The following is a 17,085-nucleotide window of genomic DNA, read 5'->3' as shown; positions in this document are numbered from 1 at the left end:
ACTAAAGTCTATGCTATCCAGGCCGATAGCAGTTCCTCGTAAAAGATATTGGTCGATTTAAGTTAATCTAAAGCCGCTGGAAGTGCTCTAGCTAGATTATATAAATTGCCAAAAGCTAATGGATCTGGCCTGGAGGCATTCCGCATATGAATCGTGTACTTAGTAATCTATCCGTCAAACTGGGTTTAACCCTTGTTTTGGCCATCTTTTCATTATTAATAATAACCATTGCCTTTCTAGGCTATCAGGCAGGCGAAGAGGGCAGTACTTCGTTAAAAGAGCTTGACCTATCAGGTGATCGCACTTTAGCACTTAGCCGCAGTCAACGATCCATAGCCTACGCTCAGCTTTTCTACGTTAGTAGCTTCGATGCGTTTGAGAAAGGTGATGCCAGTTCATCCCGTGACTACCTGGCTCGGGCCCAAGATGCTCAGCGAGTTGCGCAAGATTACTTTACAGAGTTTAAAGCCACCAATCCTGAGTCGGCACTTTCTGATACCGTGATTGCCACCTATGAGAGCTTGATCCAACGGGGGATTATCCCCTTAGAGGAGGCATTGAATACGGGTAACAGCAGTCAGTTTAATACCGCAAGGGAAATGGTGAGTGACTTAAATCAGCAGTTAATTGAGGCTGTTAGTGCTTACAATGATCATCGGGCTGAACGAAACAAGTCGATGATTGCCGATTATGAGAGCGGCATGCAGTTTCTTACTTATATTGATATCGCTGTACTTTTGATTGCCGCGTTAATCGTTCTGTTTGTTCGCATCGCGATGGTGGGCTCTATTGTAAAACCACTAAACGAAGCAGTGGAGCATTTTGAGCGTATTGCCCAAAATGATCTCTCTGGTAAAGTAGATGACCGTGGTAGCAATGAGATCGGCAAGCTGTTTAGTGCTATGCAGCATATGCAAAGTAATTTGGTTAAAACCGTTTCTGAGGTACGCGATAGCAGCGGTTCGATTCATATCGGGGCGCGTGAGATTGCCAGTGGTAACTCGGATCTATCCTCGCGTACCGAGCAGCAGGCGTCTTCCCTGCAGGAAACCGCCGCCAGCATGGAGCAGTTAACCGCTACCGTTAAACAGAATGCCGATAACGCCCGCCAGGCCAGCCAGTTGGCGAACGATGCCTCAAGCACTGCAAGCAACGGTGGTGAAGTGGTTGAGCAAGTGATTACCACCATGCACGGTATTTCTAGCAGCTCGCAAAAAGTGGCGGATATTATTACCGTTATCGACTCTATCGCCTTTCAAACCAATATCTTGGCACTCAATGCTTCTGTGGAAGCAGCGCGGGCAGGCGAACAGGGTCGTGGTTTTGCCGTGGTGGCGAGTGAAGTGCGTAACCTGGCCAGCCGCAGTGCCGATGCCGCCAAAGAGATCAAAGCACTGATTGAGGCGTCATCCACCCAGGTGAAAGAGGGCTCAGCATTAGTCGAAAGCGCCGGTGCTACGATGCGGGATGTGGTCTCCTCTGTGCGCCGGGTGACCGATATTATGGATGAAATCTCCGCGGCTTCTCAGGAGCAGAGTTCGGGTATTGAGCAGGTCAACCAAGCGGTTGCCCAAATGGATGAAGTGACCCAGCAGAACGCGGCCCTGGTTCAGCAGGCGTCGTCAGCGGCCAGCTCGTTGGAAGAACAGGCGGCGCGGCTTGAAAGCGTTGTCTCGGCTTTTCGTTTAACTGAGGGGGAGAGCCGTACGCAACACGCCCCGCTTACCTCGCCCCAGCACACGCCACAACACTCATCTCAACAGACACCAGCGCTGATGCGGCCAGCGACGCGTAGCCAAACCACGGCTAGCGCTGAAGATGATTGGGAAGCTTTTTAAGCCTTAGGGTTTATTTTAGTTTCAATAGCTCAATCATCTCGGCCGCTCAGCTGCAGTTCTGGGCAAGAAAAGCTGCATAGACTTAAAGCAAAACCTAACGCGCGGGTGAGAGATCACTCGCGCGAATATTTATAAGTAATTAATTTCTTTAGATAGTAGTTAGCTTGCAAACAGGTCAATTGTTAAAAAATATGAACTCGATGTTCTAGGTTGAGTGAGGGGTGTAATATCAGATAACACAAAAGGTTGTTGATTTTTCCTGGTTTAATAGGGGGCGATCAGTTTCCTCCATTGATTTAAATCAGAACCGAAGTGTAAATGCTCCGGAATCGAGGTTTCTTAACTATGAATAGATTGCTTAGTAATATTTCAGTGAAAATGGGATTAACTCTTGTTTTGGCCATTTTTGCATTTTTAATAATAATAATTGCGTTTCTTGGTTACCGATCGGGCGAAGAAGGAAGCACTGCACTTGAAGAGATAGACCTTTCAGCTGATCGCACCTTAGCCCTAGGCCGTAGTCAGCAATCTATCGCTTATACACAGCTTTTTTATATCAATAGTTTCGATGCAACGGAAAATGGTGATGCTAGTTCGGCTCGTGATTATTTAAATCGAGCGCAAACTAATCAACAGGCTGCTCAAGATTATTTTTCCGAGTTTGAAGCAACCAGTCCGAGTTCAGCGCTGGCTGAAACAGTGATTGCTAATTTTAATAACTTAATGCAACAGGGAATTATACCGCTAGCAGAAACGTTAAAGACGGGTGATGAGGCTCGGTTTAGCGCTGCAAGGTCGACGGTTAGTGATTTAAATGAACAGTTAATAGAGGCAGTGATTGCCTATAATGACTATATGGCTGAACAAAATCACTTAATGGTTGATGATTATGAACGCGATATGCAACTGATTGGTTATATTGATTTAGCTGTGCTTTTGATTGCTGCATTAATAATTCTCTTTGTGCGCATCGCCATGGTAGGTGCCATTGTTAAACCGCTGAATGAGGCAGTCTTACACTTTGAGCGTATCGCTAAAAACGATCTTTCAGGCAAAGTCAGTGATCGCGGGCGTAACGAGATTGGCAAGCTGTTTAGCGCTATGCAGCATATGCAAAGCAATTTATCTAAAACAGTCTCCGAAGTACGCGATGGTAGCGGCTCGATTCATATCGGCGCGCGTGAAATTGCCAGTGGCAATGCGGATCTATCCTCACGCACAGAGCAGCAGGCTGCTTCGCTGCAGGAAACCGCTGCTAGCATGGAGCAGTTAACTGCTACTGTTAAACAGAATGCCGATAACGCCCGCCAGGCCAGCCAGTTGGCGAACGATGCCTCAAGCACTGCTAGCAGCGGTGGCGAAGTGGTTGAGCAGGTGATTACCACTATGCATGATATCTCTAGCAGCTCGCAAAAAGTGGCGGATATTATTACCGTTATCGACTCTATCGCCTTTCAAACCAATATCTTGGCACTCAATGCTTCCGTGGAAGCGGCGCGGGCAGGTGAGCAAGGCCGGGGCTTTGCGGTAGTGGCCAGCGAAGTACGTAACCTAGCGAGTCGCAGTGCGGATGCGGCGAAAGAGATCAAGGCATTGATCGAGGCATCATCCACCCAGGTGAAAGAGGGCTCAGCATTAGTCGAAAGCGCCGGTGCTACGATGCGGGATGTGGTCTCCTCTGTGCGCCGGGTGACCGATATTATGGATGAAATCTCCGCGGCTTCTCAGGAGCAGAGTTCGGGTATTGAGCAGGTCAACCAAGCGGTTGCCCAAATGGATGAAGTGACCCAGCAGAACGCGGCCCTGGTTCAGCAGGCGTCGTCAGCGGCCAGCTCGTTGGAAGAACAGGCGGCGCGGCTTGAAAGCGTTGTCTCGGCTTTTCGTTTAACTGAGGGGGAGAGCCGTACGCAACACGCCCCGCTTACCTCGCCCCAGCACACGCCACAACACTCATCTCAACAGACACCAGCGCTGATGCGGCCAGCGACGCGTAGCCAAACCACGGCTAGCGCTGAAGATGATTGGGAAGCTTTTTAAGCCAGCGTTTCTCGCCGCTTAGGCTGCGTTTCCCCCTCCGCCATTGCTGTAAGAGGGGGGGGGGGAGTGAGCGCTTAGTTACCTGACGAGTTTAGTGCTACTGCAACTTCTTCAACCTGTAGCGCCAGACTCTGCAGGCCGCCGCCGGAGAGGTACCACAGCGCGGGCGTTAGCATAATGACCCGCGCTTTCTCAGCTCCCGCATCTAAGAGCGTTTGCGCTAAGGCATCCGCGTCGGCGGGTTCATCGCCAATCGCGGCGCTGCGATCAATCACCAGTACGACCTGCGGATCAATTTCGCTAATCGCCTCAGGAGAAAGCGGGGTAAAGGTACGGGTACCGCGGGTTTCAGAAGTGACACTTTCGGGCATCTCTAATGCTGCAATGCCCAGTACGTCGTGAACGACCGGGTGCTGATTCAGCATCAGATTGCCGCCGTTGTGGGTTACCACCAGCGTGCGAGGAGCGTTGCTTAGCGCTTCGCGCTGGGTCTCAATCTCGGCATGCAGTGTACCAAGCGCCTCTTCGGCTTTGCTTTCCACTGCTAAACGACTCGCTAGTTCGCGTACATTAGTGTCAAAAGTAGCCAGGTAGTCGTCACCCTGTAGGCTGGTGTTGAGCAGCGGGGCGATTTCGCCAAGCCCCTCTTCCCACTCACCCTGGCGGCCAGTGTAAAGAATCAGGCTAGGCTCGCTTTCGCCAAGGGCATCCATATCCGGTGAGCGCAGGCCGCCAATATCGGTGACGTCATCGGCTGCATACTGCTCAAGATAGCCAGGCAGGCTGGCTTTCGGTACACCCACTACCTGCTCGTTTAAACCTAGTGCATCCAGCGTATCCAGGCTGCCTAAGTCGAAGGTGGCGATTCGCTGGTCGGCGCTCGCGGTGGCGCTGGCAGTTGCTAAGAGTATAGCGGTGGTAGTGGTAGCGAACCTCATTGGGTTTCCTTTTGTGAGAAAGAATTTTATATGCGATGTTTTCTCATGTTCTCAAGGATGCTGACTTTTGTCGCTACTGGGTGATGGAACAGTATGTTGCAGAAAACGCGACCGCCCTCACAAACTGAGGGCGGTGGGTAGCGCTAACGGCTGTTTAAAAAAAAGAGGGTAAAGAGGTTAAGAGGCGACCCGGAAAGGATTGCGTGGGTCGTTATCCCAGGCCAGGAAGGGTTGGCCGGTCTCCTGGGGCACCATGGTGATGCAGTTATCTACTGGGCAAGTGATCTGGCAAAGGTTACAGCCCACACACTCCTCTTCGATCACTTCATAGCGTCGCGCGCCGTCCTGCTCGGTGAGCTTGGCAATCGACTGGTGGGAGGTATCCTCGCAGGCGATATAACAGCGGCCGCACTCGATGCACAAATCCTGATCGATCTTGGCGATGGTTTTGAAGTTGATGTCGAGGTGTTTCCAGTCGGTGGTTTGCGGTATCGCCTTACGGGAGAACGCCTCGATGGAGTCGTAGCCTTTTTCCGCCATCCAGCGAGAGAGGCCGTCTTTCATCTCCTCCACAATCCTAAAGCCGTTGAGCATCGCTGCCGTACACACCTGCACGCTGCCGGCACCTAGGGCGATAAACTCCGCCGCATCCCGCCAGGTGGAAATGCCGCCAATGCCGGAGATGGGCAGAGTTGGTGTGGCCGGGTCGCGGGCGATTTCCGCCACCATGTTCATCGCGATGGGTTTGACAGCGCTACCGCAGTAGCCGCCGTGAGTGCTCTGGTGGCCGACGGTGGGCTTGGCGACCATATTGTCCAGGTCGATACTGGTAATCGAGTTGATGGTATTGATCAGCGATACCGCGTCGGCCCCACCCCGCAGTGCTGCTTGGGCACCGACGCGAATATCGGTGATATTAGGTGTGAGTTTGACGATTACCGGTTTGGAGTAATGCTTCTTGCACCAGTAGGTGACTTTCTCGATCAGGTCGGGGTTTTGGCCCACCGCCGCGCCCATGCCGCGCTCCGGCATTCCGTGGGGGCAACCCAGGTTGAGCTCGATGCCGTCCGCGCCAGTGGCTTCCACTAGCGGCAGAATGTAGGCCCAGGCTTCTTCATTACAGGGCACCATAATGGAAACGATCAGCGCACGATCGGGCCAGTCCTTTTTCACCTGAGTGATTTCTTTAAGGTTGATCTCCAGCGAGCGGTCGGTAATCAGCTCGATATTGTTAAAGCCGATCACCTCGCGGTTTTTTCCGTAGTGGGCTGAGTAGCGGGAGGAGACATTCACCGCAGGCGGCTCTTCGCCAAGGGTTTTCCATACCACGCCGCCCCAGCCAGCTTCATAGGCGCGTACCACGTTGTAGGCTTTATCGGTGGGCGGTGCAGAGGCCAGCCAGAATGGATTGGGGGCTTTAATGCCAGCAAAGTTAACCGATAGATCAACGCCATTAACCACGCTGTCACCGCTGTCTTTCTTACCCGGTGGTGTAAAAGTGAGTGTGTTCATGCGGCCTCCTGCTTGGCGACAAGCGCCTGATGAATGGCGTGAGCCGCCAGTTTGCCGTGTTGCACGGCCTGAACGGTAAGGTCTTGACCGGGCTTCACACAGTCGCCACCGGCATACACATTGGGCAGTGAGGTTTGGAACATCTCATTAACGTGAATGCGCTCGCCGTCCCGGGCAAGCTCAGCGGCGGTGGTATCGCTTAGGCTCGCGCCTTCGAAGCCTTGGCCGATGGCGGTGAAGACAGCATCGGCGGCGATCTCAAAGGTTTCTCCAGTAGGGGTTAAGCGGCCCGCTTGATCATGGGTCTTGGCAAAGCGCATGCCCGTCACGCGGACTTGATCATCCAGCAGAATCTCGTCGGGCTGGGCCCAGGTCACCATCCGCACGCCGTTGGCTTTGGCGATTTCCTGCTCGTGGTCGGTGGCGGACATGGCTTCCACGCCGCGACGGTAAACCAGCGTTACCTCCGTAGCGCCTAAGCGGGCCATTTGGGTGGCCATATCGATAGCGGTATTGCCCGCGCCAATCACGATACAGCGTTTGGCCACCGCAAGGCTGCCCAGATCGTCGGTCTGGCGGAGAACCTTGATGTAGTCCACCGCAGGCATCAGACCGGGTGCTTGCTCCCCGGTTAAACCCAGGGCACGGCTAGCGCCCAGGCCCAAGCTGAGAAACACGCTATCGTACTGATTATGGAGCGTAGCAAGCTCCAGGTTTGCGCCCAGCCGTTGGCCGTACTGGATCTCGATGCCACCGATCTCAAGCAAGAATTCCACTTCCTTACGGGCGAAGTCGTCGGTCATTTTGTAGCGGGCGATGCCGTACTCGTTCAGCCCGCCAGGCTTTTGTTCGGCTTCAAAGATGGTCACCTGATGACCGAGCATCGCCAGTCGGTGCGCGCAGGAGAGCCCGGCAGGTCCGGCGCCGACCACGGCCACATGACTGCCGGTAGAAGTGGCGCGTTTGAAGGGGTGGCCGTCGAACTGCATATGGTCGGTGGCATGACGCTGCAGCAAACCGATCAGCACCGGCTGGCATTCGGCGTCGTGGTTGCGCACGCAGCTACGCTCGCAAAGAATTTCCGTGGGGCACACCCGGGCGCAGCTGCCGCCTAAAATGTTGGCTTCCAGAATGGTTTCCGCCGCGCCGTTGATATTGTTCTCGCTGATCTGGCGAATAAAGCTGGGAATATCAATATCCGACGGGCAAGCCTCGACGCAGGGCGCATCAAAGCAATAGAGACAACGCTGACTTTCGATCATCGCCTGGCGATGGGTCAGCGGCGGATGTAGATCGCTAAAGTTGCTTGCCAGCGTATCCGGGTCGTAGGTGCCGACCTCTTTTGCGCTGGGTAGGTGGTTCAGTGGGCTAGTCACAGTAAAGCCTCCGCTGTTGTTATGGGCACAGCTGTTATCTTTTTACGGCCATCGGCGCATTCAGCTCGGCGCGCTTGGCCAGCAATTCGAAGACACCGGGGTAGGCGGGGCGCTCCAAATAGCGGCCCGCACCGCGCTCGGCGCGCAGCTCACCATCCCGCCACACCCATTTGCCCTTGCTAATGGTGTGACGGGCAATGCCGCGCACCGTTTTGCCCTCGAAAATGTTGAAATCGACGTTCTGGTGGTGGGTTTTGGCAGAAATCGTCCGGGTGCCGTTGGGATCCCACACCACGATATCTGCATCGGAACCTACTTGAATCGCCCCTTTGCGCGGGTAGAGGTTGAAAATCTTGGCGGTGTTGGTCGATGTCAGCGCGACAAACTCCTGGGGCGACAGCTTGCCGGTGTTGACGCCTTCATCCCACAACACGGCGAGGCGGTCTTCCACGCCAGCGGTGCCGTTGGGGATTTTAGTAAAGTCATCCTTGCCCGCGGCTTTCTGATCGGCACAGAAACAGCAGTGGTCGGTGGCGGTGGTTTGCAGATTGCCCGACTGCAAGCCGTGCCAGAGCGCTTCCTGGTGGCCCTTGGGCCGGAAGGGCGGGCTCATCACGTGGGCAGCGGCGCGGCCCCAGTCGGTATCCTGGTAGACGCTATCGTCGATGAGCAGGTGCCCGGCTAAGCATTCGCCATAAACCGGATGACCCTGCTGGCGGGCGTAGGCAATTTCATCGACGGCATCTTTGGTGGACACGTGAACCAGATAGATCGGTGCGCCCAGGGTGCTGGCAATGCGAATCGCCCGGCTGGCCGCTTCGCCTTCCACCTGGGGTGGGCGCGAAAGCGGATGGGCTTCCGGCCCGGTCATGCCCTGGGCGAGCAGTTTTTGCTGCATGTGGTAGACCAGCTCACCGTTTTCGGCGTGAACCGTAGGTACCGCGCCTAGCTCCAGACAGCGCGAGAAGCTTTCCACCAGAATGTCATCAGTGGCCATGATCGCGCCCTTGTAGGCCATAAAGTGTTTGAAGCTGTTCACCCCGTGTTCATGAACCAGGGTGCCCATTTCCTCTCGCACGCTATCGTCCCACCAGGTAATCGCCACGTGGAAGGCAAAATCGGTGGCGGCTTTTTCCGCCCAGCCTTGCCAGGTTTCGAAGGCCTCAAGGAGCGACTGACCTGGCTGTGGGATCACGAAGTCGATGATCGAAGTGGTGCCCCCGGCCAAGGCCGCGGCGGTGCCGGTATAGAAATCTTCGCTGGCCACGGTGCCCATGAACGGCAGTTGCATGTGCGTATGGGGATCGATACCGCCGGGCATCACCAGTTGATCGCTGGCATCGACAATTTCACACCCTTCAGGGACATCTAGATCGGTGCCAATCGCATGGATTTTACCGTCGACACACAGTACGTCTGCGCGGTAGGTATCGGCGTGGGTGACCACGGTGCCGCCCTTGATTAATAAGCTCATCGTTCGCTCCTGTTGTTTTTAAATAGAAAACTTAACCAGCAACCTGTTTTTTACCAGCAGAATCATTCACCGTCGGTCAGGCGGGTATAGGTTTCCGGGCGACGGTCGCGGAAGAACTGCCAGTTGTTGCGTACCTCCCGCACCATGTCCAAATCGATCTCGTGCACCAGCAGCTCGTCTTCTGTTTCGCTGGCCTGAGCTTCGATTTTGCCGCGGGGGTTAACGATATAGCTGGAGCCGTAAAAGTCGCCGATGTTCCACGGCGCCTCGGTTCCAACTCGGTTGATCGCAGCGATAAAGCAGCCATTGGCGGCGGCAGAGGCAGGTTGCTCTAACTCCCACAGGTATTGGGAAAGACCGGCCACGGTGGCGGAAGGGTTGAAAATCACCTCAGCGCCGTTGAGAGCAAGCGCCCGCCAGCCTTCGGGGAAGTGACGGTCGTAGCAGATATACACGCCGATTTTGCCGTAGGCAGTATCGAACACTGGCCAGTTGGATTTTCCCGGCTTGAAGAAGAATTTTTCCCAAAAACCGGCTACTTGGGGAATATGGGTTTTGTGGTACTTGCCTAAGTAACTGCCGTCAGCGTCGAATACCGCTGCGGTGTTGTAGTAAACACCGGTTTCAGTCTCTTCATACACCGGCACGATGATCACCATGCGGTGCTCGGCGGCGAGCTTCTGCATCATCTGGCAGGTAGGGCCTTCCGGTACCCGCTCGGCGGCGGCGTACCACTTGCCGTCCTGGCTGGGGCAAAAGTAGGGCTGGTTAAACACTTCCTGGAAGCAAAGCACCTGCACGCCCTGGTCAGCCGCTTGCTGAATCATTGGCAGATGTGCCTCGTTCATGGCGTCGCGAATAGCTTCTGGTTCAAGATCGGTGCTGGTTTTCAGGCCCATCTGAATCAACCCGATTTTCATATTCTGCATGAGACGCTCCCTCTGATTGTTGATGTGTAGCGTATGTTTGTAGTTTTCTTGAAACTAGTTTTGTAAAGCTGACGAAATAGACAGCTTTTGTTGAAAGTAGCGCTGGGTAGGTGGTTTTAGCAAGTCTTTAAAGGAGATTTGTTAAATCGTCTTTAACTCATTGAGTTTGCTTATTTTTATTGTTCCATTTTGTGATATTCACTTTTTTGGTGAGGTCTTGCACTGTTTTGGATGGTTTTTTTATTCTTTTAAAATCATTGGTTTGGTATATTTATAGCGAGTGTTTTTGGTTTTTTTCTGTTTGAAATTGGTGCAAATATTTTTTTTGATCTAGCTTTGTTTAGTTGGTTTTTGTTTTAGGTGGGGAAAATATAAAGATAACAAGCTAACAATAATAATGTTGTCCAGGAAGGCAGCTTTTTAATCAATGAGTTAATTGACCTGCTTTTTCAAGTAGGCATGCTTATTGCTTGTTTTCTAAAAGCTATGGTTTCTAAGAACGATGGTTTTGAAAAACAATGGTTTCTAAAAGCCATGATTTCTAAGCGCCTTTTTGAAAAGCTCCACTGGCCGTGGGAGCTAGGCAGCGCAATAACGCAATGCTGAGGAGATAAAAAATGACCGAAACAACCTCTCAGATGGTGGATCGAGGTGGGCTGATAGAGCTAGATGTAGGGGACGATGTACGCAGTAGTTCGCGCTTTAATGAGGATATTGCGCCTACCCAGGCCAGCGAGCGCACCTGGAGTAAGTGGAATATTGCGGCACTCTGGGTAGGCATGTCGATCTGCGTGCCCACCTACACCCTAGGCGGGGTATTAACCGCCTACTTCGGGCTGAGCGTGGGGGAGGCGTTGTTTGCCATTTTGTTGGCCAACGTGATCGTGCTGATTCCTCTTACCTTAAACGCCTTTCCCGGTACGAAGTTTGGTATTCCTTTTCCGGTGGTTTTACGCTCTTCGTTCGGTATTTTAGGTTCCAACGTACCCTGTCTGGTGCGCGCCCTGGTCGGCTGCGGCTGGTTTGGTATTCAAACCATGTTTGGCGGTTTGGCCATTCATCTGTTGCTCTCCGAGTTGATTCCCGCTTGGGCTGCGATGGGCGGTGTTGGTGAAGTCATCGGCTTTTTTGTCTTTGGTGCGATGAATCTCTATGTGGTGATTCGTGGTGCAGAGTCGATTAAATGGTTGGAAACCTTCGCCGCACCGCTGCTGTTAGCCGTTGGTGTTGGGCTGATGATATGGGCGTGGCCAAATATGTCGATGTCCGAACTACTGGCACAGCCGCCGTCGCGGCCTGAAGGGGCATCGGTATACGGCTACTTCTTCGCGGGCTTAACCGCCATGGTGGGTTTTTGGGCCACGCTGTCGCTGAATATTCCCGATTTCAGTCGCTTTGCCAAAAGCCAAAAAGATCAGATCGTTGGTCAGGTGATTGGGCTGCCGCTAACGATGTTTTTCTTTGCCGCACTCGGTGTCGTGTTAACCGCTGCTTCCGAAACGCTGGTAGGGGAAACCGTTGCCGACCCGGTACGTTTGATTGGCTATATCGACAGCCCCTTCTGGGTGGTACTTGCGATGCTGTTGATCATTATCGCCACGATCTCTACCAATACGGCTTCTAACATCGTGTCGCCTACCAACGATTTTCAGAACATTGCGCCCAAATTGATTAACCAGACGCGCGGCGTGCTGATGACTGGCGCGGTGGGCGTGTTGTTGATGGGCTACGATCTGCTGCAAAAAGCGGGCGTTATTCCGCCAGGGGTTTCTCTGGAGCAGATGTACTCCAACTGGCTGCTGGGTTACTCCAGCCTGCTGGGGCCCATCGCGGGCATCATGGCGGTGGACTACTTCCTGATCAAAAAGCAGCGTTTGGATGTGCCCAGCCTGTATATGGATAACCATGCTTATCCTGCGGTGAACATCGCGGGTTTTATCGCCTTTGGCGTGCCGGTGGCGCTTACGTTGCTATCGCTGTTAACTGGCACCATGAATTGGTTCTACGACTACGGCTGGTTTACCGGCTCGGCGCTGGGGGCAATTGTTTACTATGTGGCAAGCCAAGTGTTGGCGTCATCGCCCCAGGCGGGGCCAGCGCCGATAATGGCCAATGAGGCAACCGAGCAGCGTTAAACATACTGCCGGGTTTAGCTGCTTTTGATTAAGCGTAGAAACGCATCGACCACTCGGTTGGGGCGGCGGTCGTGGCGGGTGATCAGCACAAAGGGGATGCGGTAGTGCTGCGTGTTGGCATGCAACGCTCGCATCTTGCCCGCTGCCACCCACTGTGCTGCGACGTGTTCAGGCAGAAAGCCGATAAAGCGCCCGGTAAGAATCAAAAAGGCTGCGCCTTCGCGGTCGGATGCCGAAGCTCGCAGGCTTAGCGCGTCATGCGCCTGCCGGGCCTCAATCGGTAGCGGATAGCGGGGTGAAATAGCCGAGTGTTGGGCGATATCTGCACAGCTAAGCGTATCATCATCCTCAGTAAACAGCGGATGGCCAGCCGCGCAGTAAAGATACGATGGCTCGTCGTAAAGGTGCCGCGCTTCTAAGCTGGTGGGCAGGTTCACTGCAGGCACTACGCCGACGTGCAAGTGGCCATCCATGACGCCTCTAATGACCGCGTCAGAAGGCTCCATATGAATGTGCAGCGTTACCTCATGCTCCGGCGCGCTAAGCTCTGCCAGGGCGTTGGTCACGTGCATGGCGGGTAGCGTTACCAGGTTGTCGGTGATGCCGATATTCAGCTCGCCTTTGATCGTTTGATGCAGCGCGTTAACGTCGCTTTTAAACGTTTCAAGCGCGGTCAGTAGCGTTAACCCTGCCTGATAAATCTCTTTACCCTCTTCGGTTAAACTAAACCCGCCACGCCCCCGCTGGCAGAGCGAAAACCCCAGCCTCCCCTCCAAGTCGTTCATGTGTTGGCTAATCGCCGAACGACTAATGCCCAGCGTGGTTTCCGCCGCGGTAAAGCCACCGCACTCAACGACCGTCTTAAAAATACGGATTAGGCGTATCTCGTAGTCGCTCATTTGGCCCAGCGATGCCATAACAATTTCCTGGTAGATTGGCTATCCATGCATAACGTCACGCTTTTCAGGGCATTAACGGTGATAAAAACTGATATACATCCTAAAAGCACCGCGGCACTATCGGATAAAGCCACGTGTCAGCGCGTGTTATGTATCATTTTTAGTTACTTTTTACACTGTATCAGGTGTCCCCCTGGGTTACCTGAATAAGGCTTCTGCGCGATGTCCGCTACCTCCAATGATGTAAATGATGATGTATTGAAAGCCACCAAGACTTATCGCCAACAGCGCCGCCATGTGATTGCGCTATATCTGCTAGCACTGCTTGTCATGATGGTGCTTTTCGGCTGGCTGCTGAGTGAACAGTATCGGCAAGAAATTGAGGCCGCCGAGTCGCGGATTACCGCCCGCGCTAATGTGGTTGCTGAGTGGGCAAAAGGCGTATTTGCACAAAGCGGGCAAGCGCTTTTTGGGCTTGCTGAGATGCTAACCCTGCAAGGCATGCCAGATAGCGATAATGCCCAGGCCCTTCAGCGCTCGCTAGAAAACCTGACCCTGTATGTGCCCATGGTGGACGAAATCGCTGTGTTGAGCGCTGAAGGCCGAGTAATGGCGAGTGGCCGCAGCAGCCGAAGAGCAGGTGCTGATATCAGCGATACGACGTTGTTTAATGCCTTTAAGCAAGCAGGACAAGAAGAACTGATTACCCCGCTTTACTGGTCTAGCAGTGACCAACGCTACTATTTGTACCATGGTCGACGATTAGAAACCTCGTCCGGCGAGTTTGCTGGAGTGGTCATCTCTAGCATTGTACCTGAAGTGTTTGCCGACGCCCTGGAGCAGATGAGTGTCTATGACGGCGAGAGCATTGCCCTGGTCGACCCCGGATTAAAATTTATTGCTCGCTACCCGACCCCCGAAAAGCCATTTTCGATTGGCAGTCAAATTGAGAGCCCAGAAACGGCCGAGTGGCTTACCCGTGGTGAGTCCACATGGTCAATCAACATTGACTCACCTATTGATGGCCGCAAACGGCTGTTTCGCATGCTGAGAGTAGGCGAGTATCCGATGCTGGCTGTGGTTGGCGTTGATCTTCACGAATTGCTCTCGGCCTGGCGGCAGCGTGCTTTGATTTTAATGTTGGTGACGGCAGTGATTGCCCTGCTGGGTGCTTGGGGGGCGCGCCACTACCTGAATCGTTTAGCGTTGTCGCATCAACTACGTCAGCGTATTGAGGAGCGTGAACAGGCCCGTGCCGAGGCCCAAATCGCCGCTGCCGCCTTCCAGACGCACTTAGGCATCCTTATTACCGATCCACAGGGCATCATTCTTAAGGTGAATGAGACCTTCAGCCGCATTACCGGCTATAGCGAAGCGGAGATAGTGGGTAACAATCCGCGCATGTTTAGCTCTGGGCTACAAAACGCCGCCTTTTACCGCCGTTTATGGAAGCGTGTTATCAAAACCGGCAACTGGGAAGGCGAGATATGGAACCAGCGTAAGAATGGTGAACTGTTTCCCGAGTGGCTAACCATTAGCGCTGTCTACAGCGTTGAGGGCACCTTAACTCACTACGTGGCCACCATGAGCGATATCAGCGAGCGTAAAGCCGCTGAACAAGAGATTCATCAGCTAGCATTTTATGACACCTTAACCGGGTTGGCCAACCGGCGGCTGTTTATGGATCGCATAGGTAATGCCCTTAAAGAGCTTCAGCGCCATCAGCGTTGCGGCGCACTGCTATTTATCGATATCGATAACTTTAAGCAAATCAATGACACTCTGGGGCACTATGCGGGGGATCAAGTATTGCAGAGCGTTGCTCGGCGAATGGGGCAGATGTTGCGCGATACCGATACCTTGGCGCGGCTGGGAAGCGATGAATTTGCGGTATTAATCGAAGGCGTGGATAGCAATTACGCTCAAACCACCCGGCTGGCAGAGCGTATTGCGCACAAGCTGCTGGCAACTCTTAACGAATCAATCACTCTGGCCGAAGAGAGCATCACGGTGACGGGGAGTATTGGTATTGCGATCATGGCCAGCAATGAGTACGGCGTGGATGACTACCTGCAGCAGGTAGATATGGCGCTCTTTCAGGCTAAGAACAACGGCCGCCATGGCGTGTGCTTTTTTGACCCCTCGATGCAGGCTGTGCTTCTGGCCCATGTGAAATTAGAAGCGGATCTGCGCCAAGCGCAGGCCAGCCAGCAGTGGCAGCTCTATTATCAGCCCCAAGTGGATCACCATGGCGTGATCACTGGCGTTGAGGCGCTGCTGCGCTGGCATCATCCTGAACGCGGCATTGTTTCACCAGGCGATTTCATTCCGCTGCTGGAAAGCAATGAGCTGATAAATGATGTAGGCGAATGGGTATTGGAAGATGCCTGCTATCAATTAGCGCGTTGGGCGCAGCATCCACAGCTCAGCAAACTGACCATATCGGTGAATATTAGTCCGCTTCAGTTTCGCGATGAGCAGTTTCTGGCTCGTGTAGAGGGGGTGTTTGCGCGCACTCAGGCGCCGCTTCAGCGGCTAAAACTGGAGGTGACCGAGTCACTGTTTGTGGAAGCGCGAGACGACGCCAGAGATAAAATGCTTGCCCTTAAAGCGCGCGGTGTACGCTTCTCTCTGGATGATTTTGGCACCGGCTACTCGTCCCTGGCCTATTTAGCGCAACTGCCGCTGGATCAACTGAAAATTGACCAATCCTTTGTGCAGCAGGTGCTCGAAAGCCAAGCCAACGCAGCGATTGTCGAGAGTACCATTGCCCTGGCAGAGAGCCTCAATCTAGAGGTCATTGCAGAAGGCGTAGAGACCAAAGCGCAGCAGGCGTGGCTACTGGCTCACGACTGTCACGCTTATCAAGGCTATCTGTTTGGGCGGCCGGTTACTGCAGAGGCCATCGAGAGATTGATTACGGGCGCTTAACCCAGCGTCAGTAAGCGGAGTTGGCCTTCGATATCGAGAGCGGGGCTCGTATCGGGAAGAATAACTTCCAGCCGGGAGTCTTGCCGCCACGCGCTGCTTTCAACGCTCAGCGTACCTCCGGCGCGGTTAAAGCGTTTCCAGCCGCTATCGGTATGAAACACGCCTTTAATGCGTGCCTCTCTGGGGAGTTCTCCCAAACAGGTGGCCAAGCTATCCAGGTCGAAGCGCTCGCTTGGGTGCCAACGTAACCCCGTACTGGTGTAGCCCAGCGAAGTGCCGGTTTCACGCTGGGGCTTGCCGGGCGGGGGCGGAAAATCAAAAAAAGACCCGGCTAAGCTGGGTGTTGCCGCCAACTGTTGATGGTTGGCGGGTACGCTGATATCGCTCCCTTCGGCGCGTCCGCTCTGGGTCAACAGTCCTATGGGTAGTTCGCCTTGGGGAGCTTCCTGCATCCATTTACGCGGCGGCCAGCGCTGTGCCACAAACGCATGAGCGGCGCCGAGCTGCTCGGGCGTGCTCTGGTCGAGCATGGTGAGTGCCACGGCATCGGCCATATCGAGCTGGTCGCGGAAGGTGTCGTGCGTTCGGGAGCGGGCGTCATCTAATCGGCGTGGGTCGAGAGTAGCAATAATATCGCGTACCTCGACCACTTCCTGGAAGGCTTCCCCTCGCAGTAGATCCAACAGGCCTGCCGGGTGGCCAAGGCCTGAAGGCTCGATGATGACGCGATCAGGCTTGCTGCGTGCGAGTAAATTCACCAGCGCCGCTTGCAGTACAAAGGCGAGCTGGCAGCAAAGGCAGCCGCCGGGAAGGCCTTTCACCACCACATCGTCACGGGCATCAAACATCGCCTGGTCGATGCCGATTTGGCCAAACTCGTTGACCAAAATGGCCCAGGTTTCATCCACAGGCTTCTGTTCGATGAGGCTGTGTATAAGCGTTGTTTTACCGCTGCCTAGAAAGCCGGTAATGATATGCACCGGCACTTTTGCCAACCGCTCTGACGCTGCCAACGC

At 53.9% G+C, this 17,085-nt stretch carries 11 protein-coding genes; 4 read left to right on the top strand and 7 right to left on the bottom strand.

Annotated elements, in window-relative coordinates; translation table 11 throughout:
- The first annotated feature begins 146 nt into the window (after positions 1-146).
- Positions 147-1,838, top strand: a complete 1,692-nt coding sequence (locus HALTITAN_RS00305; RefSeq protein WP_009285890.1) for a methyl-accepting chemotaxis protein — start codon at positions 147-149, stop codon at positions 1,836-1,838.
- 345 nt (positions 1,839-2,183) lie between these two features.
- Positions 2,184-3,875 carry a methyl-accepting chemotaxis protein gene (locus tag HALTITAN_RS00300; protein ID WP_039857300.1) on the top strand — a complete coding sequence of 564 codons (1,692 nt, stop codon included), beginning with the start codon at positions 2,184-2,186 and terminating at the stop codon, positions 3,873-3,875.
- A gap of 74 nt (positions 3,876-3,949) precedes the next feature.
- Here HALTITAN_RS00300 and HALTITAN_RS00295 read toward each other — a convergent pair whose 3' ends face one another.
- From HALTITAN_RS00295 to HALTITAN_RS00275, 5 genes are all read right to left on the bottom strand, one after another.
- Positions 3,950-4,813, bottom strand: a complete 864-nt coding sequence (locus HALTITAN_RS00295) for an ABC transporter substrate-binding protein (RefSeq protein ID WP_009285888.1) — start codon at positions 4,811-4,813, stop codon at positions 3,950-3,952.
- A 177-nt stretch (positions 4,814-4,990) separates the two neighbouring features.
- Positions 4,991-6,325 carry an NAD-dependent dihydropyrimidine dehydrogenase subunit PreA gene (gene preA, locus HALTITAN_RS00290; RefSeq protein WP_009285887.1) on the bottom strand — a complete coding sequence of 445 codons (1,335 nt, stop codon included), beginning with the start codon at positions 6,323-6,325 and terminating at the stop codon, positions 4,991-4,993.
- Positions 6,322-7,701, bottom strand: coding sequence for an NAD(P)-dependent oxidoreductase (locus HALTITAN_RS00285; protein WP_039857298.1), 1,380 nt, complete (start codon positions 7,699-7,701; stop codon positions 6,322-6,324). The genes preA and HALTITAN_RS00285 overlap by 4 nt, the downstream gene beginning before the upstream one ends.
- Positions 7,702-7,735: 34 nt before the next feature.
- Positions 7,736-9,175, bottom strand: coding sequence for a dihydropyrimidinase (gene hydA, locus HALTITAN_RS00280; RefSeq protein ID WP_009285886.1), 1,440 nt, complete (start codon positions 9,173-9,175; stop codon positions 7,736-7,738).
- A 62-nt stretch (positions 9,176-9,237) separates the two neighbouring features.
- On the bottom strand, positions 9,238-10,104 hold the full coding sequence (locus tag HALTITAN_RS00275) for a nitrilase-related carbon-nitrogen hydrolase (RefSeq protein ID WP_009285885.1): 867 nt from the start codon (positions 10,102-10,104) through the stop codon (positions 9,238-9,240).
- A gap of 617 nt (positions 10,105-10,721) precedes the next feature.
- Between HALTITAN_RS00275 and HALTITAN_RS00270 the strand changes: the two genes are divergently transcribed.
- Positions 10,722-12,239, top strand: a complete 1,518-nt coding sequence (locus HALTITAN_RS00270; RefSeq protein WP_009285884.1) for an NCS1 family nucleobase:cation symporter-1 — start codon at positions 10,722-10,724, stop codon at positions 12,237-12,239.
- A 14-nt stretch (positions 12,240-12,253) separates the two neighbouring features.
- Here the strand turns inward: HALTITAN_RS00270 and HALTITAN_RS00265 are convergent, their stop codons facing one another.
- A complete protein-coding gene (locus HALTITAN_RS00265) occupies positions 12,254-13,156 on the bottom strand; it encodes a LysR family transcriptional regulator (protein ID WP_009285883.1) in 903 nt (300 codons plus the stop codon).
- 204 nt (positions 13,157-13,360) lie between these two features.
- On the opposite strand from HALTITAN_RS00265, the gene HALTITAN_RS00260 reads away from it, so the two are divergent.
- Entirely contained in the window at positions 13,361-16,069 is a 2,709-nt protein-coding gene (locus tag HALTITAN_RS00260; RefSeq protein ID WP_009285882.1) for a bifunctional diguanylate cyclase/phosphodiesterase, read from the top strand.
- On the opposite strand, the gene HALTITAN_RS00255 is transcribed toward HALTITAN_RS00260, so the two are convergent.
- Positions 16,066-17,082, bottom strand: a complete 1,017-nt coding sequence (locus HALTITAN_RS00255) for a CobW family GTP-binding protein (RefSeq protein WP_039857295.1) — start codon at positions 17,080-17,082, stop codon at positions 16,066-16,068. The two genes, HALTITAN_RS00260 and HALTITAN_RS00255, sit on opposite strands and share 4 nt — an antisense overlap.
- Positions 17,083-17,085: the final 3 nt, after the last annotated feature.

Source organism: Vreelandella titanicae BH1, assembly GCF_000336575.1.
Classification (GTDB): Bacteria; Pseudomonadota; Gammaproteobacteria; order Pseudomonadales; family Halomonadaceae; genus Vreelandella; species Vreelandella titanicae.
The sequence above is the reverse complement of the archived record's forward strand: the minus strand, read 5'-3'. Positions and strand labels throughout refer to the sequence as shown.